The organism is Paenibacillus sp. 2RAB27 (genome assembly GCF_052115445.1).
Classification (GTDB): domain Bacteria; phylum Bacillota; class Bacilli; order Paenibacillales; family NBRC-103111; genus Paenibacillus_E.
The window spans coordinates 221056-246533 of the sequence record NZ_JBFRGR010000006.1; the positions used below are offsets into that span (position 1 = coordinate 221056).

The window sequence follows — 25478 nt, forward strand, 5'->3', positions numbered from 1 at the left end:
TGTGGAGGAGCTTACAGAATGACAGAAAAATGGACTTCCCGATGGTTTGACATGATTAATGTGTTACTTTTGTTAATTTTTTGCTTTTTATGTCTTGTCCCTTTCTTTCACGTTATCGCCATGTCAATGGCGAATGTAAAGGATCAGATGTCCGGCGATTTTATTCTTTGGCCAAAAACATGGGATTTCACTTCTTATATATATATTTTTGACACAGGTGTCTTTTTTCAATCATTTAACAATTCGATTTTTATTACGATCATGGGAACTGCGGTTAACATGATCCTTACTACACTTACAGCCTTCGTTTTGTCACGGCGGAATTTCTCGGGCAGGCGCTGGATTATGCTGATGATCATATTCACTATGATGTTCGGAGGTGGACTTATTCCCACTTACCTAGTAGTGAAAGCAACTGGACTCATCAACAGTCTATGGGCCTTGATCATTCCCAGCGCCATATCTGCTTTCAATGTCATCATCATCCGCGAATTCTTTGAAAGCATTGATGAAGGGATTATCGAGTCTGCTGTTATCGACGGCTGTTCCGACTGGGGAATTTTCTGGCGAATTGTGCTGCCGCTCTCCACTGCTTCTCTTGCGACATTTACCTTGTTTTATGCAGTAGGCAACTGGAATCAGTACTTTTCCGCAGTTATTTATATAAACAAACCAACATTGTGGCCGCTTCAGGTTCTTCTTCGGCAGGTTGTTTCTGTAGGGCAGTCCGATTTATTTAATTTGAATGACTCTGACCGCCCTTTGCCTCCTGCGATTTCTATCCAAATGGCAACAGTCATTTTGACAGCCCTACCAATTGTGGTTCTATATCCTTTTCTACAAAGATATTTCGTTAAAGGAGTTACCCTTGGCGCGGTGAAAGGATAAAAAATACAATTGCTGCAATCTAAATGGAAGGATAGAAAAGAATATGGACACTGTTCAACCGGAACTTGGTTTGGTTCGAAATGAGCCAAATCGATATGAAAATGCGATGCGGGATATGAATATGAAAATATACAGAAACTGCCTGCTTTACAATGGAGACATTCCCTTTGCGGTTGGTTCCATGGACGGTAAGTACACCCTTTCAGGAAAAGGACAGTGGACAGACGGTTTCTGGCCAGGGTTACAATTGCTGGCATACGCCGGGCTGCAGGATGATCTGCTGTTAGGTGAGTATGAGCGGTATATGCCGTTTCTTATAGAGCGGGTTAATAATGATCCGACAGTCAATAAAGAACGKGGTTATTTGAATCTGGATCATGATGTAGGTTTTATATTTCATCTCACTGCAGTCTATCACTATGCACTAACCGGATCGCTATCTTCAAGGGAAATAGGGCTAAAGGCAGCAGAATCGCTGCTGGGCCGTTTTCAGGAAAAGGGCAGCTACATTCGCGCATGGAATGACTGGGATACAGACACGCCGGAATTCCGGGAAGAGAAGAAGGGGAAGGTCATTATTGACAGCCTTATGAATGTGCCTCTCCTATTCTGGGCTGCCAAGGAAACCGGAGAGTCTCGCTACAAGCATGCTGCGGAGGCTCATATTCGTCAATTGGCATGTAACATCGTTAGAGATGATGGCAGCACCTATCACTCTTATAATTTCAATCCCGATACAGGTATTCCGATTGGCGGGCGTAGTGTGCAAGGTTATTCTCATGCCTCTACTTGGTCCAGGGGGCAAGCGTGGGCAATTTATGGTTTTGCGCTAGCATACCGGTATACGGGCAATGAGGAATTCCTTCAAGCTTCTCAGCGCTGTCTGAATTATTGGAAACATTCGATTCTTCCTGTAGGAGATGCTCCTTGGGATTTTGCAGCACCACGGAATAAATGGCTTCCAGTAGATACTTCCGCTATGACCATTGCAAGTTGCGGCATTCTGGAATTGTATCTGCACGCTCAGGACGATTGGGAGTTGCGAGTGTTGGCGGAACGTATGATTTCCCATTTGCTCCAGACCCATCGCGCCCCGGCCTTTCCCGTGGGTAATGCTTTCCTCTTGCATGGATGCGTGGGGCCTGCTTATAGGGAAGGGAGCATGGATGAGAAAGATCGGAACTATTTCTACTCCAACCAAAGTCTGATATATGGGGATTATTTTCTCTACGAGTCGATCATGAGACTGCAGAGCTGCAATACCCTTCTGCCCTGGGATTTTTAACAATACGGTTACKGAGGTTTGTCATGAACGTGAGTCTTACTGCTATGTTCGAATCTTATATGAAGCGGATAACCTCGGATTTAGAAGCGAGAGAGGTACAATTTCTATGTCAGGACTGGAAGTTTTGTCCGAAAGATATCTCCGATGCTCACCGTGAGGATTTTGATGATTCCTCCTGGCGCACACTGGATATTCCACATGATTTTTCTGTTGAGGGCGAATTTTCTGAAGACCATGAGGCTAATGGCTTTGTACAAAGTGGTGTGCTCTGGTACCGGAAGAACTTGACATTACCCTCTGGAAACAATCATGAAAAGTACTATTTGCTTTTTGACGGTGTTGCCATGCATAGTCAGGTGTGGGTGAATGGACACTATCTAGGGCAACACCCTTACGGATTTACCCCTTTCTGGTATGACATCACTCCTTATGTCCATCAAGAGGAAAGAGCGGTGAATAGGATAGCTGTCAGAGCAGACAGTTCCTTGCAGCCATATTCCCGATTTTATACAGGGGCAGGCTTGTATCGTCAAGTTTGTTTGATTTCCATGAATTCTCTACATATTGAGCAATGGGGGATCAGGACCGATACGGTTAAAATCGATACCGATCTGGCAGAGCTTCAGGTTCACACGAAAGTCCGCGTTGAGCGATATCAGGATACCGTCTGGAACGCCTTCAACTGGCAAGGAACGGGAATGAAAGATAATTGTGAAGTGAAAAAAAGAGCTTTACTGGTTACCTCCCTTATAGATAACAAGGGGAATGTGGTAGCGGAGGCAAGGGATTCGGCTATTCTCCCCCAATTCAGCAGGCATGAGTTCACACAGAAGCTGCGGGTGATCAGCCCCTTACTCTGGAGTCCGGCACATCCGGAACTGTACAGGCTTCAATCCAAACTCTTGGCGGATGGTGAACTCGTGGATGACTGCATTACCCCGTTGGGCATTAGGACGCTCTCTTTTCACCAGGATAGAGGATTTGAGATTAACGGTGATTCCTTGAAGTTGAAGGGTGTCTGTTTGCATCAGGATGTGGGAATATACGGAGGAGCGGTGCCGCCCAAAGCCTGGGTTAAGAGATTGAAGCTACTGAAGGGAGCCGGAGTCAATGCGATTCGTACTGCGCATCATCCGTTTCCCGCTGAGTTTTATCATGCCTGTGATTTCTTGGGTCTTATGGTAATGGATGAAGCGTTCGACGAGTGGCAAGCTGGTTGGACACGGGGGTACAGCGATCAGCCATATGGCAAAAATGTTTATGGGTATTATCTGGATTTTCAGCAATGGCATGATACCGATCTGCGTGCTATGATTCGCAGTGGCCGAAATCATCCAAGTATCATCATGTGGAGTGTAGGGAATGAGATTCCGGAATTGTATTTTAAGGAAGGCGTTGAAATTCTGAAAAAGCTGGTAGGGATCTGCAAAGAAGAAGATATGACCCGACCTATTACGGTTTGCGCAGAGGGCAGCCATATGCTTCCTATCTATGAGGGGATCATGGATCAAGTGGATGTGGCTGGGTTCAATTATGTATCTAACCGGGAAGGAAGTGCCTACTATGCAAACCTGCATCGGTCACACCCCGATTGGATTCTTCTAGGCTCGGAGACAGGCTTTGAGCCCCATCATTGGCAAGCTATCTGCGATCAGGATTATGCAATCGGTCAGTTTCTGTGGGCTGGGTATGACTATATGGGAGAGGGCGTTGATCGATTCGGAGAGGATGCCCATCTCGGGGATACCTTCGATATCTCGCAGTTGGCCAGCTCCCATAAATGTGCAGAGCGGATATTACGCCACGGCTATGCATATGGCATGGTGGACAGCGCTGACACTCCCAATGGGGAATATTTCTACAGAGCCAGTATCTGGTCCGATGCCCCGGTCCTTCATTTGGCTGTAAAAGCGAAAGAAGCAGAGAAATTTAAACATTACCGCTATCTAAAAGCGGATTTGCACTGGAATTTCCAAGATAACGCAGCCATCAAGACGGCTTATTGCTTTACGAATTGTGAGCAGGTGGAGTTGTTTCTCAACGGCAATTCCCTTGGTGTGCGGAAAACCGAACCAAACAATCCCTTTGCCATGGAGTGGGAGCTTGAATATGCCCCTGGAATCCTGCAGGCAGTGGGTTATATAGGAGGCAAGCCTGTCAGCACAAGTGAACTTGTTACCTCAGGCCAAGCTTCGCAGATCCAGTTGTACTGCCAAGATGGCCTTCTTCAGGGAGGAGAACGTGAGGATACAGTCATCGAAATTTCTATCGTGGATGAGAAAGGGGTTCTTGTGCCGGATGCATCCAATCTGGTAACTGTCGGTGTGACAGGCCATGGAAATCTGCTTGGGGTTATCTCCGGGGACTTGACCAGCAATACCAGCTATAGAGCAAGCAGTTGCAAAGCATTTAAAGGCAGGTGCGTGGCTGTTATTCGTGCCGGGATAACACAGGGACCCATAGAGGTTGTGGTGGAAGGGAAAGGTCTGACATCATCAACCATTGTTTTGACAAGCTGTTGATAAGCGTAAATAAATAATCTACATGGAGGATCAAATGTTAACTGAACGTTATGCCAGAAATTTGAATGACTTGCTGCTGCCAGTAGATCGGATGATTCCGCTTGATCGCGTTGCAAGAGCCTTGCCTCAAGCTTTGAAGCAGTACGCGCAAAATCGCGCTGAGAGTTACTTGAATTATGAATGGCCGTGTTTGCCGGCTACATTGTTTATGGAGTTTTCTAGGAGTGGTGATCGGAAACTATACGAATCCCGATATTTTGCCCGCCGACGGGCACTCCAGACTCTGGCTCTGGGGGAGTGGCTAGAGGGAAAAGGGACATTCATGAATGATCTGGTAAACGGCATTTGGGCCATTTGCGAGGAAACAACCTGGGTGCTTCCTGCTCATCTGTATATGACCAGAAGTAAGATGGAACCTATAACTGATATCGATGAACCAGTCATTGATCTATTTGCAAGTGAAACAGGAGCGCTGCTGGCCTGGATTCTGTATATATTGGAACGTCCCCTGGCTAAGGTAAGTCCGCTGTTGGTAAGCCGCATGCACCGAGAATTGAAGCAGCGTATCATCACCCCTTACCTTACGCGTAGCGATTTCTGGTGGATGCTGGAGGTAAATCCCTTCGGCATCAACAACTGGGCACCTTGGTGTACCTCTAATTGTCTGTCGGTTATTCTACTACATGAATCTGACCAGAATAAGCGTTTAACTTGTGTGACCAAAGCAATGCGAACATTGGACTTGTTCCTGGCACACTACCCGAAGGACGGCGGTTGCGATGAGGGCAGTTCGTACTGGTACCGCGCCGGTGGCTCTTTGTTTGAATGTCTGGAACATTTATACGTGGCAAGTGGAGGAAGGATCGATATATTCGATGAGTCTTTGATTCGTGAGATAGGCCGCTTTATGTCCAAGGTGTACATAGCTGACGACTACTTCGTAAACTTTGCTGATGGAGCTGCTCGCAATCTTGGTATTCCCGTATGCCTGTATCGATATGGGGAACGAACTGGAAACAGCAGCTTGTCTGCGATTGGAAGGCATCTCCACAAGCTGGGTCGTCTTCAGGGCAAGTTGCTGCAAGCGGATTCTTTATACCGAGAGCTAACGGAGATCGCCTGTTATGACGGGATTCAGACAGAGGTTGGGGAAGATCAGATATTTCTTTCGGATGCCTGGCTGCCGGACCTTCAGGTCATGACCGCCAGAGAGTTTAGTGGAACGGCTGAAGGCTTCTATATCGCAGCCAAGGGCGGGCACAATGCAGAAAACCATAACCATAACGATATAGGTCAATTCATCGTCTATCTGGATGGCAAACCAGTTCTAGTGGACCCGGGAGTGGGGACGTATACGGCCCAAACCTTCTCCGAAGGGAGGTATGAGATCTGGACCATGCAATCCTCCTATCACAACCTGCCCGCTATAAACGGGTATCAGCAACTCGCAGGCCGTAAATATTCGGCAAAAGCCTGCAAGTATGAGACAAAACTAGATCAGGCCATGATGTCGGTAGATCTGTCTGGGGCATATCCGGATGAAGCGGACATAGCAAAATGGCTGCGTACAATAACGCTTCATCGCTTGCCAGAATCTAAAGTAACCATTGCAGAGGAAGTTGCTCTGCGGGAGGAATACGGAGATGTATGTATGCATCTGATCACTCCTTGTCTGCCCCGGATCGATGAGAATAATGAGATATGGCTTTTTATTGAGAACAAGGAAGTGGTATGTATTTCTATCTCGGGTCCTCAAGTGAAATGCAAGGTAGATATCATCGAATTGACGGATGAAAAGCTCCAAAAGGTTTGGGGAGATCGCTTGTACCGTTTAGTGCTAGAATCTGCTAACAAGGTGAAGACAGCCTCATGGGAACTGACTCTCAAACGGAGTACATGGCCTACGACGATCACAGTAACTCCATCGCTAATGGGATAGATGGTTCCAAATGATGATCTAACGAGGGCACAGCTTACAACTAACTGATTAAATAACACATGTGGAAATAAGGGTTTTTAAACAGATCGTGTGACCCAATGAATTGAATAATAAAAAAATGACCAAAGACAAGAAAAAGTCTTGGTCATTTTTTTATTTGTGATTACAATAGTAAACGAAAATAACGAACTTTAATTTCCAACTTTTAAGCGTGTTGGCAGAGGAGAGTTCCCATACTAACGAACTTAATAAGAGTAAAACATTTTTTGGAACCTTGTAATTACTGGGTTTTGGGTAACGAACTTTATTTTACTGGACCAGTCGCTTGACACTGATTTTCTCACATGCTATAAGAGAGTAAATGCCAGAAGTGATGAGGTGTCCCATGCGTAAAGTATCGACTGAACAACAATTTCAAGAACAAATTTCGCAATCCGGTGCGACCATCGCCATTTTCAAAACGACTTGGTGTAAGGATTGCCACTATATTGACCCTTTTATGCCAGCAGTGGAGCAAGCTTATGAAGGCCGTCTCACTTTCATTGAACTGGATCGCGATGAATTCCCGGATTTGTGTGAACAATTGAACATCTTAGGCATCCCGAGTTTCATTGCTTTCCGCAACGGTCAAGAGGTCGTTCGGTTCGTTAGCAAGCTGCGTAAAACCCGTGAGGAAATCGAGCAATTCCTTGATCGTGCAATTGAAGTTTCGAATGCTTTAGCTCCTTAGAAGGAGTAAGGCATAGAGGATAGCAGGAATAGCAACACCGTCGTCGGTTTAATCCGAAGGCGGTTTTTTTTACGTTGATCCCCGACCGACGCCTATTTAGTCCGAAATGACCGAACTAATCTCACTGTCCGCATCATTAAATCCTAATTAGTCCGAAATCGCCGAACTAAATCGCCCCAAACTACCTTCAAGCAAGAAAAATAGGTAAATAGTTCGGCAGAATCGGACTAACGGTCTACCAATGAAAGCGATCATCGTTTTAGTTGGGAGAAATCGGACTAACGGCAGTCTTTTTCCATTTCAAGATCCACTTCGGAATAAATGCTTCCATACTACACACACTATAATGTTTTTTCCAAGTGTTGGGCGCAACTCGGCGATAAGCCAACAAACCGATTCCTTGTGGTTTCGGAGCTTTGTAACAATTGCGAATGGAAATGCCTTCATATTACAGCTATAATTGAAAGCGGAACTACAGTATTCGACATGATCCTCAGTAGATATGACATAAAGTAGGTGCAATCATGCAAAAATGGATCCAAAGATTAGCTAATTTATCAGCCATCGGCATGTTTCTAATTCTTGCTATGGGGGCCTTAGTAACCAAAGCTGACGCAGGTCGGGGCTGTGGAGACGAGTGGCCGTTGTGTCATGGAAAATTCATTCCAGCACATACCATTTCTTCGTTTATCGAGTACAGCCATCGCTTAGTTGTAGGTATTGTGACCATGATACTTGTTGCAACGTTTTACTTAGTTTTCCGATATGTGAAGCGTAGAGATGCAAAATTCTTTATTACAGCAACAGTGGTCATGACCCTGGTTCAAGCAGCAATGGGCGCGTTGGCCGTTGTTTGGCCGCAATCTTCCCTTGTCCTAGCACTTCATTTCGGATTATCCTTGCTCGCCTTTGCTTTCTCACTGCTGCTTGCACTCGTGTTTACTCCGTGGGGACAATTTGTACGCACAACGCAGATTCATACTAGCTTTAAAGTGATCGTTTGGTTTACCACGATTTATAGCTATGTCGTTGTTTATTTAGGAGCATTCGTGCGTCATACCGTTTCTTCTGGTGGCTGCTATGGCTGGCCGTTATGTAATGGCGAAGTGATTCCAGAACTTAGCGGTGCGACAGGAATTGTATTTACACATCGGATTGCCGCTTTGCTGCTTTTTGTTTGTATTTTATTTCTTTATCTGCAAGCGCGACGTTATTATCAAAAGACAGACAAACTTTGGTTCGGGAGCAAATGGGCACTTATACTCGTTTCGCTTCAAGTGATTAGCGGCGCAGTCGTAACCTGGTCTTTAGGGAATGAAGTCGCCTATTTATTCACAGGTATGATTCACGCTATTATTGTGGCTTGTATGTTTGGATTCTTATGTTATTTGTGTGTACTCACGCTATATGATCGCAAAGCCTAGCAGTATCATGCGGCATAGGCACAACAAGGCCTTCTAATGGAAGGCCATTTCCTTTTTCATCTCCAAAGAATGAGTAAACATTACATAGACAAAGGTGGAAGTTCCCATGGTACCAACCAATCTTCGAGCGTTTCTAGAGATTCTACGACGCGAAAATGAATTAATCGAAATCTCGGCTCCCGTGGATCCGAATCTCGAGCTTGCAGAAATCCATCGTCGCGTCATCGACGAGCAAGGGCCAGCTTTACTGTTCACGAATGTAAAAGGCAGCGCATTCCCTGTCGTGACGAACCTCTTCGGCACAACAAGAAGAGTGGATCTGGCTTTCGGTCCGAAGCCGGAGCAATTCATGAAAGCGGTTATCAACGCGACGAACTCGTTGTTGCCCCCTACGCCCAAAGCGCTGTGGGGTGAAAGAGGTCTTATCCTTGACCTCATGAAAGTCGGGACGAAGAAGATCCAACCGAATCAAGCGCCGATTCTCGGCGGCTTGAAGAAGGACAACCCGATGGCAGGACTGCCTGTCCTGACGAGTTGGCAAGAAGACGGCGGCCCGTTCGTCACGCTGCCGCTGGTGTACACCGAGCATCCAGACGGCGGTCATCATAACCTGGGCATGTATCGCATGCAGGTGTATGATGACTTCACCACCGGGATGCACTGGCAAATCCACAAAGGCGGCGGCTTCCACTACCACGAAGCCGAGAAGCGCAATCAAGCGCTGCCCGTCACCGTGTTCCTGGGCGGACCGCCCGCGCTCATCGCTTCGGCGATTGCGCCGGTGCCCGAGCACCTGCCCGAGCTGATGCTCGCTTCGCTCATCCTCGGGCAGAAGCTGCCCATGGTGGAGAATCCCCATGGGGGGCACCGCCTCGTAGCCGAGGCGGAGTTCGCGATATGCGGCTCCGTTCCGCCGCATCTCAGACGCCCCGAAGGGCCGTTCGGCGACCACTTCGGGTATTACTCACTCACGCATGATTTCCCTGTGTTCAACGTGAATCATGTGTGGCACCGCAAAGACGCGATCTATCCGGCGACGATCGTCGGCAAGCCCCGCCAAGAGGATTACTTCCTTGGCGAATTCTTGCAAAGATTGCTCGAGCCCGCGTTCCCAATGGCGATGCCAGGGGTGAAAGACCTGTGGACGTATGCCGAGACCGGGTTCCACCCGCTCGCAGCCGCTGTCGTCCGCGAAAGCTACAGCCGTGAGGCGCTCGGCACGGCGTTTCGGATCCTCGGTGAGGGTCAGTTATCCCTCACGAAGTTCTTGATCGTAACGGACCGTCCGACGACCTTAGCGAACTTCTCACAGCTGTTAGAAACCGTATTAGAACGTTTCGATCCGGCTCGGGATCTGTTTATATTTAATAAAACATCGCATGATACCTTGGATTATACCGGCGGCCAGCTCAACCACGGCTCGAAAGCCGTACTGCTCGGCACAGGTGACCCTGTACGCGAGCTGCCAAGGGCATACACAGAGGGCGAACTGCCTGAGATCCATGATATCGCTGTGTACTGTGGCGGCTGTCTGCTTGTCTCTGGTGCCTCGTACGCAGCGGAGCCAGAGTTACCACAACGATTGCTTGCGAATGCAGCTGACAGATTGAAGCAATGGCCTATGGTCATCCTTGTCGATGATGCTAGTGATATCGCGAATGACCAAACGAAATTCTTATGGACGGTCTTCACACGGTTTAACCCTGCAAGTGATATGTACGCGCAATCCAGTGTGAACCGACATCATATTGCATATGAAGTTCCAATTGTCATTGACGCTCGAATGAAACCTGGCTATCCAGACGAGCTGTTCCCGCGGGAAGATATTGTTGAACTCGTTGATCGCAGATGGAAGGAATACTTCGCGTGATAAGCTCGGGACGATTACGAGCGATCTATCCGCATTTGGGATTTGTATTGGTCTATTTGCTGTGGGGGATCAATCTAGCTTCTCTCAAAATCGGCGGAAGAGAATGGGACAGTCTCGTCTTTAATGGACTGCGCTTCGCAAGTATGATTCCAATCCTGTGGGTCTATACTTACTTCTATTATCGTTCTCGGTCACTTCGTTTCCAAATTGCGGGTCGTGATCTTCTGCTTATTTGTGGGTTAGGGATACTTAATGCCGTAGGGATGGAAGCACTGCTGCAATATGCTTTACAGTTTTCCAACGCTGCGAATGGTGCCGTACTTGGGCGAGGTTTTATGCCAGTAATTACAGTGCTTATTGCCGTCATGGCTAGGCAAGTGAAGATTACATGGCGAATTCTCATCGGAATTCCCTTGGCGCTCGGCAGTGTGATCCTCATTGTCTCGGGGGGAGCCGAAGGCTTTCACTTGGGCAGTGAAACATTTCGCGGTGATATTCTATTGCTAATGCGCAGTTTTATGGGAGCCATTTATCTCATTGGGATGAACCGTTTAGTTGTGAAGTATCCGCTTCCGATTTTAATTTCACTTGAAATGACCGCTGGAGCCTTGTCTTTATTACCGTTCGTGCTAATGCGTGCAGATGGTGCTTACTTCGCCGCGATCTCACAGACAGGTTGGATTAGCTTAATCTATACCTCATTGCTGGCAACAGCGGTAGGTTTCTCCTTACACAATTGGAGTTTAGCCAAACTGGGGCCTTTCAAAGCATCGGCCTATGGGTATTTACTTCCGGTTACAGCTGCACTTGGCGGTTTCTTTTTTCTAGGAGAATCGATCTCGTTAAGTCAGTATCTTGGTGGCGTAGGTGTGTTAGCCGCGATGTTTTTCGTGCAGCGTGATCGTACATCCAGCGTCAAACGGGCACCTGTACCTGCACCAACGACCACGACGTTAACGAAGTAACTGGGCTATGCGAGATCGCTTATTATTTGGATAAAAAGGAGGTGATCTTATGCTTCGTGTGTTATTTAATGAGCCGGAACGTATCGACAGCGGACTCCTGCTGGAAGCTTTCGATGCGGTGAGAGCCTATATGAAACAGATCGAAACGGAACAGAGTCACCTCTCCACGGTGCATTCGATCTTTCATCGGCAAGCGATATGGAGCAAGGGTTTTATTGATGCCTTAGATGAGCTCGAACAGAGCAAATATTGCTGTGAGCGATATGGTGAGCGGATTGTTAAAGGCTATTTGGAAGAAATGACTCCGCAAGAAACAGATGATTATCAACGCTTTGTGTATTTCTACAAAAATGCGTTCATCCGTCTTTTTTCTGTTTTTGATAAACTAGGAACCTTTATGAATGACCTCTTCGCCCTGAAGACCGAAACCGTGAAATCGCGATTTTCGTACTTTACGGTACTCCGCCATATGCATGAGAAGCATCTTCATGGCTCGTTAGAACTGCAGCTTTATACCCTCAAAATGACGTATAAAGTGCCGTTAGAACGACTCCGCAATCTACGTAATATGGAAATGCATTATATTAATGCTGAGATGTTAGACGATCTTATGCAGAAAGAGCCGCTGCTCGGTGAACGCGTTCATATTGAGGATGTGAAGCTGAATTTATCCGATTTGCAGCAGGGATTTGACATGGTATGCCGAACCTTAACAATAGCATTTACTTATATCACGGCATATGTGACAAAGGGGTAGGGGACCATGCCATTAAGAGGTCGAACAGTGCTTGTGACAGGCAGTGCCAAGGGTCTGGGCAAAATGACGGCATTGACCTTAGCCAAGAAGGGCTGCCAGGTTGCTGTGAATTATGTAACAAGTGAGAAGGAAGCTGCAGAACTCGTACATCAATTGAAGGATATGGGCGTTCGCAGCATCGCGGTGCAGGGAGATGTAGCCAAGCGCGAGGACATCTTTCGCATGGTTGAAGAAACGGCCTCACAGTTGGGGCCGATAGATATACTTGTCAATAACGCAGGGCCTTTTGTTCGTGAACGGCGTTTTTTCGCTGATTACAGCATGGACGAAATAGACTATTTAATGCGAGGGAATCTGATCGGCGTAATGGAGTTGGATCATCTTGTGCTGCCTATGATGAGAGAGCGCAGATGGGGGCGTATTATCCATTTCGGCTTTGGGAAAGCGGCTGAAGCGAGAGGTTGGACGCACAGAGCTGCTTATGCGGCTGCCAAAGTAGGGTTAGTTTCCTTTACCAAAACATTAGCCGAAGAAGAAGCCGCGCATGGGATCACGGTGAACATGATTTGTCCGGGCGACATTCGCGGGAAGAACAAAGAACGCACCATGGAAGAAGCTCGCTTAGAAGTTGATGGCGAAACACCTGTTGGCCGACCGGGAACGGGTGAGGATGTAGCGCGTGTCATCGATTTCCTCTGCTCGCCTAACTCGGATTTTATCACAGGCAATATTATGGATATCTCTGGCGCGTTGGATCCTATTCAGCCAATACCCGTGCTCAAACAACGTAAATAGAACGCGGCATAGCAAAAAGAGCTTACCATAGAGGTAAGCTCTTCTTTATGATATAGTCGTAATTAGAATACCTGTACGACTTCTGTTATGCCTTCTACCTCTTCAACCAATGCGCGCTCAATACCAGCTTTCAAAGTGATCGTTGAGCTCGGGCAGCTGCCGCAGGCACCCATAAGTTTAAGTTTTACGATTCCGTCTTCCACATCAACTAGATCGACGTCACCGCCATCACGTTGTAGGAAAGGACGAAGTTTATCTAAAACCTCAAGAACTTCATCGTAAATCGCTTCTTTGGTTTTTTCTGTCATTTGATTCATCTCCTTTCTTTATCTATTATAGTACAATACGCTTTAAATGAAAATGGTTTGAGGCTTGAAACTATCAGCATGGGGTGGAATTTTTAAATGCGACCAATTATAGAATTTTGTGCCAGCAATATGCACACAGGAACAGATAAAGTAATGAAAGACCTTGAACAAAATCCGGAATTTGATGTCATGGAATACGGCTGTCTGGGCAACTGTGGCCAGTGCTACATGGAGCCTTACGCGCTAGTCAACGGAGAAATCATTGCCGCAGAAAGCGCCGAGAGCCTCCATGTTCTTATTTTGGAAAAGATCAAAGAGATAGAGGCCATGTATGATTTGCTTAGTGAATAAGCCGATCTAGCTAACCTAACCGAAGTGGCGTTTGGATTTCCAAAGCACGCCGCTTTTCAACATACGAGCAATTTTCCCTGTCATTAGCGTACGTTTTCCCATGATGCCGAAGCCGCTCTTTTTGCCAAGTGAACCGAGTGTGCCTCGCAGCTTGATTTTACCAAGTTTAGGTGCATCGCCTTTCCAAATCGCTTGGATGACTTCGGCTATTTGTTTACCTTGCGCTTGTGCAGCTTGGGCACTTGGTGAGAACGGTAGGGACGCGCAGTCACCTACGACGTAAACTTCCTCAAAGTTCGGGATTTGGTGGTATTCGTTTAATAGAATACGTCCTTGACGGTCTTTTGGTACATTCAAAGCTTCGACAATAGGCGTTGGTTGTATACCCGCTGTCCAAATTGTCGCATCAGTACGGATAATTTCATCTTGATTGTACAAATCACCGCCATCTAATCGAACAAGCGATACTTGTGTACGCAGCTCAATATGATGTTCGATCATCCATTCACGCACATATTGCTGCAGATTCGTAGGGAAAGCGGAGAGCAGACTAGGACCACGATCAATTAATCGGATGTTCAAGTCAGGGCGGCTTTCACGAAGTTCTGAAGCCATTTCTACACCGCTAAGTCCCCCACCAATGATGGATACTTGTCCGTATGGATTGATGTTGTTTATTTTCTGATACGTTGCCCGCGTTTGAGCCAGTGTCTGGATACTGGACGAAAACTCCTGAGCGCCAGTAATACCATGATAACTGTCAACACAACCAAGTCCAATGACTAGCCAGTCGTAGGAGATGGGTTCTTTGTCGTGGAAGTTGATTTGTTTCGTTTCGAGATTAACATCAGATACTTCTCCGTAAACAAGCTGAAGCCGCGAATCATCGGGATAAGCTACACGAATATGCGTTTCAGCAATGGTACCGGAAGCTAGTGCATAATATTCCGTTTTGAGGCCTTGGAATGGACTGCGATCAATCATAATAAGTTCAGTGTCGTCTGGTAAATCCTTTTCCAGCAAATTCAAAGCTATGGTCAGACCGCCATAGCCTCCTCCGAGAATGACAAACTTTTTCATAGCCAACCAATATCCCTTCTGAACGATGATCTATTCTCTATTATCTCTCATACACTTTGATTTCATTATAAAAGGTGTCTCGCTCAACCGCGACGCGGCCCGCACCTTGAATGAGCCATACAATCTCATCGCGTGTTAAACCTTCTGGTGAAAGAGCGCCAGCAGCATGTGAGATTTTCTCTTTCACGATCGTGCCGTGAGCATCTGAAGCACCGAATGTGAAGGAAAGTTGCGTAAGTTTCGTTCCGATATTGATGAAGTAAGCTTTAATATGTGGGAAATTGTCCAACATTAGGCGGCTAATCGCCATCGTTTTGAGTTCGTCCCAAGCAGGAACGAAACGTTTAAGACTTGCATTTTTGCTCGCTGGCTGAACAGAATTAGGAATGAATACGAGGAAACCGCCTGTTTCGTCTTGCAGCTCGCGCAGCAACATCATATGGCGAATCCGTTCTTCTTTCGTTTCAATGGATCCATATAGCATGGTCGCGTGTGTTTTCATCCCTAGAAGATGAGCTTGACGATGAACGTCTAACCATTCTTCAGTGGAAGCTTTTTCGACCTTCATTTTTGAACGGTAACGTTCCGTAAGAATTTCGGCTCCTCCGCCAGGAAGTGTGGAAAGTCCAGCATCCATTAATGCCTTAAGTACATCTCGATAGCTGAGGCCGCTAATACGCGAGAAGAATTCGATCTCGGCAGCAGTATGAGCTTTAATCGTGACATCCGGGTATGCTTGCTTTAAGCGACGAATGCAATCAACGTAATACTCAAAAGGCAGATGAGGGTTATGCCCCTGACTAATATGGAATTCCTTAATTTCAGGGTTAAAATTCTCAGCGATATAATCTAACATCTGATCTGGTGTTAAGGTATAAGCACCTTCTTGACCTTCGTCGCGGCGGAAATGACAAAATGAACAATGCTCCTCACAGACATTCGTGAAATATAAGCTCATATTTTGTACAAAATACACCTTGTTCCCATTCAATCGTGTATTCACTTTATTCGCTAATTGACCGATGGTTAAAAGATCGTCAGATTCATATAAAAACAGTCCATCTTCCATGGTCAGACGTTCGCCGTTCTCAACTTTGTCAGCAATCTCAGCCATCCGTTTGATCGGGTCTACTGTCGTAATACTCATGCTCCATGCCTCCTATGAAAATAAAATAAACCGCATAATGAAACGACGCAGCCAGCAGTTAGGACTAGGTGCGTTAGGTGGTGTGAGTTGCTCGCGTACCTGTCAACCAGTTCGGTTAAGGAATTCACAACCAGATTTATATCGATACAAGCTATCCATCTCTCTTATTATAAACCTCCTACTTGGGAGGGGCAACATCAGAACGTTGAAGATAAATCGACAATCTTATCCATGACCTATATTTTTTCGATGAAATCGGCGAAATGTTATTCCCAATATTAACAAATTCCTGTATACTATTGCAATGTGATTACGTAAGGGCTAAAGGTGATAATAATCGTGCTACCATTATTCGTGACCGAACCGCAGGAACGACTTCATATTAAAATTGAACAACTTCGAGGCAAAATGGTTAGTTTAGGGACCTCGCATGGTTTCCTTCATCCTGACGTGCAGAAATGTAGTCGAGATCTGGACCAGTTACTATTGCAGTATTATGCCACAAGACGTTCTAAACAGTGAACAGCTGCCCTTGAGCATCGGATGGATTAGGAGTATACTTATAGCAAGCACTTCGTAATACCAATGCCAGTTTTCCTTAATTTACAGGGAAAAACCAAGGAGGGATTTCCATTATGATTAATATAAGTGAATCTGCAAGTGAGAAAATTAAAGAGCTTTTGGCATCGGAAGAATCACCGAATCTTTTCTTACGCCTTGGCGTGAAGGCTGGTGGTTGCAGCGGCTTTTCTTATGGAATGGGCTTCGACGATGATCAAAAGTCTGACGATAAAGAATTTACCATTCACGGCGTGAAGGTTGTCGTGGATGAAGAGAGCGCTAAGTATTTATACGGCGTCCAAATCGACTTCGAAGACAAAGGCATGGGCGGCGGTTTTACCATCAATAACCCTAATGCTGTAGCATCCTGTGGGTGTGGCTCTTCCTTCAAGCCAGCTGATTATGAAGGAACACCTGAGCCTTGTGATGAAAAGGTTGAGGCTTAAGTAAGGGGTTACGGGGGATTTGAGCGGATTTATCGCTTGAATATTACACCTTGTTAATGAGAACAATGAGAGTAAGAGTAGATTAAGGATTGCAAAAGAATTTCAACAATCCGCAATCATTTAATTGAATGTACGCAACCTTCTAAGTTTGTGTGTTGATGTTAAACACATACTTAGGAGGTTTTTTTGTGCTGAAGAAGCCAAGACTATTACAAAGCTAAGTGAAGTTGTTTCCTTAGTTCAGAAGGTTTTTTGTGTTCTGAGAAAGGGAACTAGGATACGCTATTTTCGAATAATTCAACGAAATGAGCATCCAAGGGGAACGACAGTGCCCTATTTTGGCCAGAAACACCAAAGTCCTCGGAAATAAGGGAAATAGCGAATCTTCGTTCCTCTTGGTATATATTTCAAGTGATTTCGGCGAAATAGCGCATCTACGTTCCCTTTTCAAAGTAAACCAACGACACTTACACCGTTAACCACCAAACACCCGCACATTCAGGCAACACACTCAACTGCTCACTAACAACCTTGTTAGCTATCGCGTCGCCAAAGAAAAATCGCGTAAGCATCTCGGCCTCATCTACGCTCTCAAACGTATAATCGGTCCGTATCCACGTATGAGAAAAACCATACTCGGATTCAAGCAGCCTATAATAATTCATCAAGAAGTCAGGCGGATGGGGTGTTTCGGAGCCGGTTCCGAAGTTCTCGATAATAATGACCGTACCGCCTGGCCGCAGAACTCTTCTGATTTCGCCTATAATTTGGTGAATATTGGCTTCCCATTGATCGACATCCGAATTTCCAAGGTAGCAAATACTCCAACCGGATACGATTAAATCTGCACTGTGACTGGCGGCAGGTAAATGCCTATGGTCAGTAACTTGTGTTCGCCAATTGTGCAACTCAGCTTTCCCAAGATGATCTGCGGTAATTCGCAGCATAGATTCAGATTCATCTAAAGCTACAATGGACTTTGCTTGTGGAGCGAGAATACGGGTTAATCTTCCAGCACCGGCTCCCATGTCGATAATGTCTAGACCTTCAACGGGGATGATGGTTTGAATGGTTTCATATAAGCTTGCTTGTTTGGAAACGAGTCGTTCATACATGTCTGCTTGATTGGCATAAATGTCTGCATGATTAGGCATGTGGTAATCTCCTCCTTAGGGGTATGTTAAACAATGTCATCATAATGTGTAACGTAAGGAGAAGGTCAAGACATCGTTTTTTTAGGGTTGAATGGGAACTGCATAGACGATATATAGCAAATCGTTGAGTTTCGTATGTTTGGTAATATAACCATTTTCGTCAAACCAAGTTAGCAGGGAAGAGCAGATGGCATAATGCTGATCTTGCAGGGTTGTGAGTAGATCTGTTCGCCCGCTCGCTGTACATTCGTGCATGTATTGTTCCTTGGCTGATTCATTTTCGAACATTAAATCCGCTATGCAAATTCTGCCGTGAGACTTGAGTACGCGGCGCATTTCATCTAGAGCCAGCAATTGCTGTTCGTTCGTAATATGGTGAAAGGCAAACGATGTAACGACAAAATCGAATTGGTTATCCATGTAGGGAATGGCCAAGAAATTCCCGAGTTTCATATCCATTTGCGGATGTTTACTTTGACATTGCTTGATCATTTCTTTGGACTGGTCTACGCCAGCCATGTGAATGCCCTTTTGCAGAAATCGCCTTGCTAAATTACCTGTGCCTGTCCCAAGATCGAGCCCTTTCTCCCCAACCCTCGGTTTTACCCATTGAAGTGTTAGATCGAGAACTTCCTCGTATCCTTTATACTCGTGGTCATTATGTAAAACCCGTTCATCATGAGTCAAGGCTTGTTGATCAAAGTTCCATGTATCCTTCCAACTTTTGCGCATTTCTCGAAGCCGTTTAGAACCTTCCGCGAGTGTGAAAATATCATCGATCGGAAGTGAGTTGTTCTGTTTCAGAAGATCAATCATGGTATCCGTCGTTTCAATGATTTGCTTGAACTCCAGCCATTGAGCAAAAACAACAGACCGTTGTATTTCTAAATAGTATTGAAGCTGCTCTTTATCATCGGCATCAACTTCTTGTAAGGCTTTTTGAATATCGGCAACAGACATACCGGATTCACGAAGCGAAATAATCGTTTGCAGCCGCCATATTTCTTTTTCTGTAAATGTCCTATATGAATTATTTTCCTGTTTAGACGGTGAAATAAGCCCTTTATCTTCATAAAAGCGGATGGCTCTTGGAGAAATATTCAATTTGTTTGCAACATCTTTAATTTGCATGCTTTCACCCTTTCTCTCACTTTAAATAAACATTAACGTAAGGGAAAAGTAAAGTTGCAAATAGCGTGGACTAGCTAGATAGGAGTCGTCTCTCATTACCAAATTGTGGAATATACTATGATGATAGTACTAGTCTTTGTTTGAAAGGAGGGAGTCAAATGGCAACTAGAAAGGATTTCATCGATCTCGTTGCACCGATTGCTTTGAAGCTTCGTTTAGAAGGCTCGCCAATTTTCCCTTCTGTTCGAATTGCACAAGCAATACTAGAAACTGGGAGTAAAATAAACGCTTGGAATAACTTGGTTGGATATAAAGTTGGAAATGGCGCACTAACGCCTTATTGGCAAGGCGATCGTGTATCTGTAAGCACATGGGAATTCATAAATGAGAATCACGTGTTTGATGTACCGGGGGATTTTCGGGCATACGGCTCCATTGAGGATGGATTTCGGGATCAAGATTTATTATTTCAAGCTGCGCGTTATTCGGCAGTTCGGTCAGCAAGCATTCCACAAACTCAAACAGCTGCACTACAGAAGAGTGGATACGCGACTGACCCTGCCTATCCAAGTAAATTGAATGCAATTATAGCGACGGAAGGGTTAATCTTCTTCGATGAGGAGGTCATACGGATGTTAGAGAACTTACAAGCCCAGATTTCAGAATTAACAAGTAGAGTGCACTCACTCGAAGAACAGGCCGCTTTGACGATCGTGCCAACATGGGCCAAGTCAGCCGTTGATGCGGCAGTTAAGGCTGGCTTGATCGACACACCTGAGAAAGGAAGCTATGATTTCTATCGCTTATTAACTGTGTTACATCGCAAGGGCATTATTTAAATGTGGAAGAAATCATAGGGGCCGAAAGGGGTATTGATGAGGTTAGTAAACCATTCGGCCTTTAATTCTTACGTTTTCACCATATTTGGCTTGCATCAACTTCGTTTGTTCCTGCATATAGGCATAAATTTCTTTCAAACGGTTCTTGCGAGGTTTGATTGTTTCTTTAATTTCTCCATTTAACACGATATCGTAAACGATCATACTCATTCAGCTCCTTAGATTTGTTTGATTTGTTGTTCTACTATCATTGTAGACGATGAATATTAACGGACGATTAAAATTTCTTTTCAATTTTGTGAAATAGATGAAGGTTATGTTAAATAAACGTTAAAAATACCTAAATTAGTGATCATTTTTTTTTATCAGCAATTTACAAGTTTTGGATGTGTATAAGTTTATGCACAGTATCCCCCTATACTTTGATAGCCCTTATGGTACATATTAACAATTTACCCACAGGATATGCACACTTATCTGTGGATAACGGAACGCTTGTTCTATCAAAAACCCCATGATACTATTAGTTTAAATTATAGAATATGGGTGATTTCAGTGAGACAAATTAGCGATGAGACATTGATCGACTCTTATTACAAGGCACTAGATTTACGATTAGAATCGGATTTTCTTGAACTATTGCTCGCGGAAATACAGAGACGCAAATTAAAACTATCCGTGTTGGTTAAGGACGAGGCACCACTTAATTAAAAATTCAACTCAGCACGTATTTGCAAGGTAAAGCTAGAATGACAGTCGGGGCAATTCAAGAGGTGAAGGCAGAGCTCTGGCTCATCGCCTTCCTGGTTAATCAAGGAAGTGTTTATCTCGTAAGGCGAATAAGGACCGAGCAAGTCACTCAGCTTACCATGGTCACACATACGCTGCGAGCACACAGGACAGTAGGTCTGCAATTCTTGCATGCCGTTACAAACTGGACATATAGATGACAAAGGGGTATTCCTCCTTATCCGTAGATTAGGTTAGAATACCCCTTTTCATTTCTAAACATTATAATTTCATGTTCGAACTATGTCCTGGTGAAAGCTTGGCACTTGGGTCAATGTAAACTTTGGCATTGTTAATTGCCGTAGGTGCTTCACCGAACCCAACAGCAATCAATTTCAATTTACCAGGGTATGTCGTAATATCGCCAGCAGCGAAGATACCCGGGATCGTTGTTTCCATACGGGAATCAACAACGATTGAGCCGTTTTCGATGTCAAGACCCCATTCAGAAATCGGTCCAAGAGAGGATACGAAGCCGAAGTTGATAATAACGGCATCGACATCGTGGATGCTTTCTTCGCCGGATTTAATATTTTTAAGTGTAATTTGCTCGATACGATCTGTTCCGTGAAGTTTTGTGATCTCAGTGGGTGTAACAATATTAACCTTCGAATTCATTAAGTTCTCTACATTGTGCTCATGCGCACGGAATTTATCTCGACGGTGGATCAAGGTTACTTGCTCAGCAATCGGCTCAAGCATCAATGCCCAGTCAACTGCGGAATCACCTCCACCGCTAATAAGTACTTTTTGACCGGCAAATGCATACAGGTCACTTACGAAGTAATGTAAATTTTTCTTTTCGAATTGCGCTGCTTCCGGTAATTCAAGACGGCGCGGCTCGAATGCGCCAACACCACCCGAAATGATAACAGCATGGCTTAGGTGTACACCTTTGTCTGTTGTAATTTCAAAAAGACGTTCTTCTTTCTTAACGACATTATGTACTTTTTCTTCCAAACAAATATGAATAGGAAAGTGTTTCATTTGAGCATATAAGTTATTTACAAGCTCTTGAGCTGTAATTTTTGGGAAGCCTGCAACGTCATAAATGTATTTTTCCGGATAAAGAGCTGCAAGTTGACCACCAAGTTGTGGCATGCTTTCAATGATTTTCACAGATGCTTGACGCATCCCTGCATAAAATGATGCGAACATGCCAGCAGGGCCGCCGCCAATTACGATAATATCAACGATGTCTTGACTGGTTTCTCTTTCGTTCATGATAGAACCTCCGATCAAACCCATAGTGTAACACAGTGATAATCATACTAATTATAAACGTCCCTTTTATTGAAGGAAACAGAAAATTATAAATTTCACATATAAATTGCTTATAGATAGGATAAGTAAATGCTTACATGGATTGGATAGGCTAAAACGCCTAGAATACAAGATTTTTTATGCAAAATGACACTTGATATTTACTTATGAAAATTATATCATATCATGAGAATCGGTTTACCATGTTGTGACGAATTTCCACCTGTTTTATCATAATTCACTTCGAAAGCGTGCAAACTAGTAGCAGTATACTACTTTTGAAGCTGTTTGTGTAATTTTTCACAAGATAGAGAGACCATGGGACAAAATACGGATATGGAAGTGAGAGAGACATGAGTAGAATACCAAGAATCGTTATATTAGGAGCCGGTTACGGCGGAATCCTTGCTGCAATTCGGTTGCAGAAGGAATTGAACTACAACGAAGCTGATGTTACGCTTGTTAACAAGCATGACTATCACTACATTACAACACATCTCCACATGCCTGCTGCCGGGACAGATAATCCTGAAAATGCACGCGTGAACATTTTGAAATTGATTGATGAATTTAAAGTTGATTTCGTGAAATCGACAGTTACGCAAATTCGTCCACATGAGAAAAAAGTTATTTTGGAAGACGGAACACTTTCCTACGACTACCTAGTAATCGGACTTGGTGGCGAAGCGGAAACTTTCGGAATTCCTGGTCTGAAAGAAAATGCGCTGAATATTCGCAGTATTAATAGTGTTCGTTTTATTCGTGAGCACATTGAATATCAATTCGCGAAGTTTAAGCGTGAACCAGACCGCAAAGATTACCTAACTTTCGTTATTGGTGGCGCTGGATTTACGGGTATTGAATTCATCGGTGAACTTGCTGATCGTATCCCTCTTCTATGCAAAGAGTTCGATGTGGATCCTTCCCTTGTGAAGATTTATAATATTGAAGCTGCGCCAACAGCATTGCCAGGTTTCGATCCTGAGCTTGTTGAGTACGCGATGAAAGTTCTTACGGACAAAGGTATTACTTTCAAAATTGGTACAGCCATTAAAGAATGTACGCCAGAAGGCGTTCTGATTGCTGGCGATGAGTTCATCAAAGCTGCAACAGTTGTGTGGACAGGCGGTATCCGCGGAAACCATATGCTAGACGAAGCCGGCTTCGAAACGATGCGCGGTAGAATTAAAGTTAACGAGCACCTTCATGCTCCAGGCTTTGATAATATTTATGTTGTGGGTGACTGTTCCATCGTGATGAATGATGAAGGCAGACCATATCCACCAACAGCACAAATTGCGATGCAACAAGGTGAAGCTGTAGCTCACAACTTGATCGCGTCAATTCGCGGATCGCAGATGAAAACTTTCAAATACTCGAACAAAGGTACAGTAGCTTCCCTTGGTAAAGGTCAAGCGATCGGTATCGTAGGTTCCCGTAAATTGAAAGGGAATGTTGCTGCTATGATGAAAAAAGTGGTTGATATGAGATACCTTTACATTATTGGCGGAATTCCACTAGTTATACGTAAAGGCCGTTTCTAGTCAAGGAACGCTAACGGGGGGATTGCCATGCGACACTGTAGTGTCCAAGTAAGAGGACTTCTTACCCGGGATGAACTGGATCGTTACAATGCCTTGATCGAAGTCGGTCACTTCTTAGAGATTGAGAAACGTTACGATCATGTCGCTGTTGTCCAAAAGGAAATTGATATCCTCATTCTTCCTGCGATTGAACGTCTGAAGGAAAAGAGCCGTCAGCGTGACCGTGATACTGAAGCGTATCTAGCACGTAAAACTCAGATGGAAGCTGAATTAGCAGCTGCTCTGCGTGACGACGAGGATGAAGAATAGATACCAAAGAAGCATTGCTCTATATGAGGGCAGTGCTTCTTTTTTCTATGTAAAATCAACAAAAAAGAGCAGAGAACCGAAGTCCTTTGCTCTTAAGTCATTATATTTGAATGAATGACGCGAATTTCTCAGGAAGCATAACGTTCCCAACGTAGAAATCTCCGAACTCACCGAAACGTGCGCTGACTTCGTCAAAACGCATTTCGTACACGAGCTTTTTGAAATGAAGAGGATCATCTGAGAATAGTGTAACGCCCCATTCCCAATCATCCAATCCAACAGAGCCTGTAATGATTTGTTTTACTTTACCAGCGTATGTACGACCGATCATACCATGACTGCGCATCATCGTTTTACGATCTTCTGCAGGAACCATGTACCAGTTGTCATTGCCTTCACGACGCTTGTTCATCGGGTAGAAACAAATATGCTTGGATTTCGGAAGAATCGGCTTCAAACGAGCTTGAAGCTCAGGATCTTGTGCAGGATCAACACCTGGCTTCGCCAGGTAACTGCTCAATTCTACGATGGAGACGTAGGAATAAACGGGTATAGTAAAAGCAGCAAAGCTAGACTTGTTAAAAGCAGTTTCAAGCTCATTCAGCTCTTCCAATGTTTCACGCAGTTGCATGAAAACGAAGTCAGCCTTCTGGCCCACGATGCTATAAACGGCAGTACTGCCTAGTTTATCGTTCTCAATTTGTTGCCACTGGGACAAGAAGGATTGCAGCTCGTCCGCTGCATGCTTACGTTCTTGTGGGGTTGCAGCATGCCATGCATTCCAATCCATTAGACGGAAATCATGGAGCGCATACCAGCCTTCCAGCGTTTGTACGGCTTCACTCATTTTTTTTCCTCCATTCAAGGGCTAATATCCCCTACATTGTATCCAATTCATGGAGAAAGGGCAAATGCATGGAGGGGTGAAGTATAGGAAATGTCCAATTAATTGTTCAATTTGTGTACACTTTACCTGTACCTTTCCGTAGATTACAATAATAAGAGCTATAGAGGCCAAAACTAGGAAGTGCTTCTACATATATAAGGGGGAACTATCGTGCTGCAAATGGTTATCGCCACGGTCTTAATGATGGTGTTATTCTTTGGGATCGGCTTTATTCTGAACATGCTAATGAAAACAACGTGGTTTCCACTTTACGCGTTCATTGCTTTAGTGATTGGGATTATCATCTATGGATACATGGGGAATTCTTCCTTTATGTCAAGTGACGAGAGTTTCACCATTGTTGACGTGATTCCGGCAATCGGCGGCTTAGTCGGTGCAATTTTGAGCGGTTCGGCGATTAAAGCACTGCGTATTCGCGGTTTCAAAATGTTCTAATATTACTGGGGCAATTGGGTCAGGCTAAGAGAAGTTACT

The 25478-nt window shown here is 44.7% G+C and carries 27 protein-coding genes; 19 read left to right on the forward strand and 8 right to left on the reverse strand.

All coding sequences use genetic code 11. The features are described 5' to 3' along the window. Nucleotides 1–18 precede the first annotated feature (18 nt). From AB4114_RS11845 to AB4114_RS11890, 10 genes are all read left to right on the forward strand, one after another. Nucleotides 19–888, forward strand: a complete 870-nt coding sequence (locus AB4114_RS11845; RefSeq protein WP_441988645.1) for a carbohydrate ABC transporter permease — start codon at nt 19–21, stop codon at nt 886–888. Between the two features lie 43 nt (nt 889–931). Continuing rightward, nucleotides 932–2173 carry a glycoside hydrolase family 88 protein gene (locus AB4114_RS11850; RefSeq protein ID WP_441988646.1) on the forward strand — a complete coding sequence of 414 codons (1242 nt, stop codon included), beginning with the start codon at nt 932–934 and terminating at the stop codon, nt 2171–2173. A 23-nt stretch (nt 2174–2196) separates the two neighbouring features. Beyond that, nucleotides 2197–4695, forward strand: coding sequence for a glycoside hydrolase family 2 TIM barrel-domain containing protein (locus AB4114_RS11855; RefSeq protein ID WP_441988647.1), 2499 nt, complete (start codon nt 2197–2199; stop codon nt 4693–4695). 34 nt (nt 4696–4729) lie between these two features. Then, nucleotides 4730–6634 (forward strand): heparinase II/III domain-containing protein, encoded by a 1905-nt coding sequence (locus tag AB4114_RS11860; protein ID WP_441988648.1) that lies wholly within the window; start codon nt 4730–4732, stop codon nt 6632–6634. Between the two features lie 385 nt (nt 6635–7019). Beyond that, nucleotides 7020–7364 carry a thioredoxin family protein gene (locus AB4114_RS11865; protein ID WP_441988649.1) on the forward strand — a complete coding sequence of 115 codons (345 nt, stop codon included), beginning with the start codon at nt 7020–7022 and terminating at the stop codon, nt 7362–7364. Between the two features lie 524 nt (nt 7365–7888). Then, nucleotides 7889–8788, forward strand: a complete 900-nt coding sequence (locus tag AB4114_RS11870; protein ID WP_441988650.1) for a COX15/CtaA family protein — start codon at nt 7889–7891, stop codon at nt 8786–8788. A gap of 106 nt (nt 8789–8894) precedes the next feature. Continuing rightward, on the forward strand, nt 8895–10658 hold the full coding sequence (locus AB4114_RS11875; RefSeq protein ID WP_441988651.1) for a UbiD family decarboxylase: 1764 nt from the start codon (nt 8895–8897) through the stop codon (nt 10656–10658). Next, nucleotides 10655–11623, forward strand: coding sequence for a DMT family transporter (locus AB4114_RS11880; protein WP_441988652.1), 969 nt, complete (start codon nt 10655–10657; stop codon nt 11621–11623). Before AB4114_RS11875 ends, AB4114_RS11880 begins: the two co-directional genes overlap by 4 nt. 49 nt (nt 11624–11672) lie before the next feature. Further along, on the forward strand, nt 11673–12380 hold the full coding sequence (locus tag AB4114_RS11885) for a Cthe_2314 family HEPN domain-containing protein (RefSeq protein WP_171631951.1): 708 nt from the start codon (nt 11673–11675) through the stop codon (nt 12378–12380). A 6-nt stretch (nt 12381–12386) separates the two neighbouring features. Then, a complete protein-coding gene (locus tag AB4114_RS11890; RefSeq protein WP_441988653.1) occupies nt 12387–13175 on the forward strand; it encodes an SDR family oxidoreductase in 789 nt (262 codons plus the stop codon). 62 nt (nt 13176–13237) lie between these two features. Here the strand turns inward: AB4114_RS11890 and AB4114_RS11895 are convergent, their stop codons facing one another. Further along, the gene (locus tag AB4114_RS11895) at nt 13238–13483 is read right to left on the reverse strand and encodes a NifU family protein (protein WP_028558591.1); all 246 of its coding nucleotides are present in this window, start codon (nt 13481–13483) and stop codon (nt 13238–13240) included. Nucleotides 13484–13579: 96 nt separating this feature from the next. On the opposite strand from AB4114_RS11895, the gene AB4114_RS11900 reads away from it, so the two are divergent. Further along, nucleotides 13580–13834: a YuzB family protein gene (locus AB4114_RS11900; protein WP_056613522.1), complete on the forward strand. Its 255-nt coding sequence runs from the start codon at nt 13580–13582 to the stop codon at nt 13832–13834. Nucleotides 13835–13849: 15 nt separating this feature from the next. Here AB4114_RS11900 and AB4114_RS11905 read toward each other — a convergent pair whose 3' ends face one another. Continuing rightward, nucleotides 13850–14914 carry an NAD(P)/FAD-dependent oxidoreductase gene (locus tag AB4114_RS11905; RefSeq protein ID WP_441988736.1) on the reverse strand — a complete coding sequence of 355 codons (1065 nt, stop codon included), beginning with the start codon at nt 14912–14914 and terminating at the stop codon, nt 13850–13852. Nucleotides 14915–14954: 40 nt separating this feature from the next. Beyond that, entirely contained in the window at nt 14955–16061 is a 1107-nt protein-coding gene (gene mqnE, locus AB4114_RS11910) for an aminofutalosine synthase MqnE (RefSeq protein ID WP_441988654.1), read from the reverse strand. 354 nt (nt 16062–16415) lie between these two features. Here mqnE and AB4114_RS11915 point away from each other — a divergent pair, with 354 nt between their 5' ends. Both AB4114_RS11915 and AB4114_RS11920 read left to right on the forward strand, forming a co-directional pair. Further along, nucleotides 16416–16583 (forward strand): Spo0E family sporulation regulatory protein-aspartic acid phosphatase, encoded by a 168-nt coding sequence (locus AB4114_RS11915; protein ID WP_441988737.1) that lies wholly within the window; start codon nt 16416–16418, stop codon nt 16581–16583. 113 nt (nt 16584–16696) lie between these two features. After that, nucleotides 16697–17068, forward strand: a complete 372-nt coding sequence (locus AB4114_RS11920) for a HesB/IscA family protein (protein ID WP_441988655.1) — start codon at nt 16697–16699, stop codon at nt 17066–17068. 467 nt (nt 17069–17535) lie between these two features. Here the strand turns inward: AB4114_RS11920 and AB4114_RS11925 are convergent, their stop codons facing one another. Continuing rightward, a complete protein-coding gene (locus tag AB4114_RS11925; protein ID WP_441988656.1) occupies nt 17536–18222 on the reverse strand; it encodes a class I SAM-dependent methyltransferase in 687 nt (228 codons plus the stop codon). A gap of 81 nt (nt 18223–18303) precedes the next feature. Then, complete coding sequence (locus AB4114_RS11930) at nt 18304–19353, reverse strand: MerR family transcriptional regulator (protein WP_441988657.1); 1050 nt, start codon at nt 19351–19353, stop codon at nt 18304–18306. A 158-nt stretch (nt 19354–19511) separates the two neighbouring features. Between AB4114_RS11930 and AB4114_RS11935 the strand changes: the two genes are divergently transcribed. Then, on the forward strand, nt 19512–20192 hold the full coding sequence (locus AB4114_RS11935) for a glycoside hydrolase family 73 protein (protein WP_441988658.1): 681 nt from the start codon (nt 19512–19514) through the stop codon (nt 20190–20192). Between the two features lie 42 nt (nt 20193–20234). Here AB4114_RS11935 and AB4114_RS11940 read toward each other — a convergent pair whose 3' ends face one another. Continuing rightward, nucleotides 20235–20402 (reverse strand): mechanosensitive ion channel protein MscL, encoded by a 168-nt coding sequence (locus AB4114_RS11940; RefSeq protein WP_441988659.1) that lies wholly within the window; start codon nt 20400–20402, stop codon nt 20235–20237. A gap of 255 nt (nt 20403–20657) precedes the next feature. On the opposite strand from AB4114_RS11940, the gene AB4114_RS11945 reads away from it, so the two are divergent. Together AB4114_RS11945 and AB4114_RS11950 are read left to right on the forward strand one after the other, a co-directional pair. Then, nucleotides 20658–20903, forward strand: a complete 246-nt coding sequence (locus AB4114_RS11945; RefSeq protein ID WP_216855846.1) for a sporulation histidine kinase inhibitor Sda — start codon at nt 20658–20660, stop codon at nt 20901–20903. Between the two features lie 38 nt (nt 20904–20941). After that, on the forward strand, nt 20942–21142 hold the full coding sequence (locus AB4114_RS11950; protein ID WP_441988660.1) for a hypothetical protein: 201 nt from the start codon (nt 20942–20944) through the stop codon (nt 21140–21142). 61 nt (nt 21143–21203) lie between these two features. Here the strand turns inward: AB4114_RS11950 and AB4114_RS11955 are convergent, their stop codons facing one another. Then, nucleotides 21204–22205, reverse strand: coding sequence for an NAD(P)/FAD-dependent oxidoreductase (locus AB4114_RS11955; protein ID WP_441988661.1), 1002 nt, complete (start codon nt 22203–22205; stop codon nt 21204–21206). 392 nt (nt 22206–22597) lie between these two features. Here AB4114_RS11955 and AB4114_RS11960 point away from each other — a divergent pair, with 392 nt between their 5' ends. Next, a complete protein-coding gene (locus tag AB4114_RS11960) occupies nt 22598–23788 on the forward strand; it encodes an NAD(P)/FAD-dependent oxidoreductase (protein WP_056613596.1) in 1191 nt (396 codons plus the stop codon). Nucleotides 23789–23815: 27 nt separating this feature from the next. Continuing rightward, complete coding sequence (locus tag AB4114_RS11965; protein WP_441988662.1) at nt 23816–24097, forward strand: hypothetical protein; 282 nt, start codon at nt 23816–23818, stop codon at nt 24095–24097. 100 nt (nt 24098–24197) lie between these two features. On the opposite strand, the gene hemQ is transcribed toward AB4114_RS11965, so the two are convergent. Further along, complete coding sequence (hemQ, locus tag AB4114_RS11970) at nt 24198–24944, reverse strand: hydrogen peroxide-dependent heme synthase (RefSeq protein ID WP_441988663.1); 747 nt, start codon at nt 24942–24944, stop codon at nt 24198–24200. Between the two features lie 210 nt (nt 24945–25154). On the opposite strand from hemQ, the gene AB4114_RS11975 reads away from it, so the two are divergent. Beyond that, nucleotides 25155–25439 carry a YuiB family protein gene (locus AB4114_RS11975; protein ID WP_056613601.1) on the forward strand — a complete coding sequence of 95 codons (285 nt, stop codon included), beginning with the start codon at nt 25155–25157 and terminating at the stop codon, nt 25437–25439. Nucleotides 25440–25478: the final 39 nt, after the last annotated feature.